The following is a 348-nucleotide window of genomic DNA, read 5'->3' on the forward strand; positions in this document are numbered from 1 at the left end:
CTGTAGTTCGCCTTCTCCTGCTGCATTAGTTCGAACTTTTCTGCTCGCGTTGCTTCGCGGCGAAGAAGGCTGTCGCTTTTGACAAAAACTCGTTATCCATCTTGGCTTCAGCCAACTCACGGCGCAGGCGAGCATTCTCAGCACGAAGATCAGCCTCACTCATCCCATCCGAGGCTCCTCGGCGTTTACGCTCGAGTTTGACCCAGCGGCCTAAAAGCCCGGCGGAAACACCGATCTCCTTAGCCACATGAGCGATCGGCCGCTCCGATTCGATTACCAGGTTCGCAGCTTCACGCCGGTACTCCGGCGTGTACTTCTTGCGCTGTTGACTCACAATGAACATCCTCT

General features: G+C 55.5%; 1 protein-coding gene. It reads right to left on the reverse strand.

The window, feature by feature from the left end:
- Positions 1–25: 25 nt before the first annotated feature.
- The coding region (locus HMPREF2678_RS01375; protein WP_246817854.1) for a transposase at positions 26–348 on the reverse strand (323 nt) is incomplete at its 5' end.

This window comes from Corynebacterium sp. HMSC058E07 (assembly GCF_001809885.1).
GTDB classification, from domain to species: domain Bacteria; phylum Actinomycetota; class Actinomycetes; order Mycobacteriales; family Mycobacteriaceae; genus Corynebacterium; species Corynebacterium macclintockiae.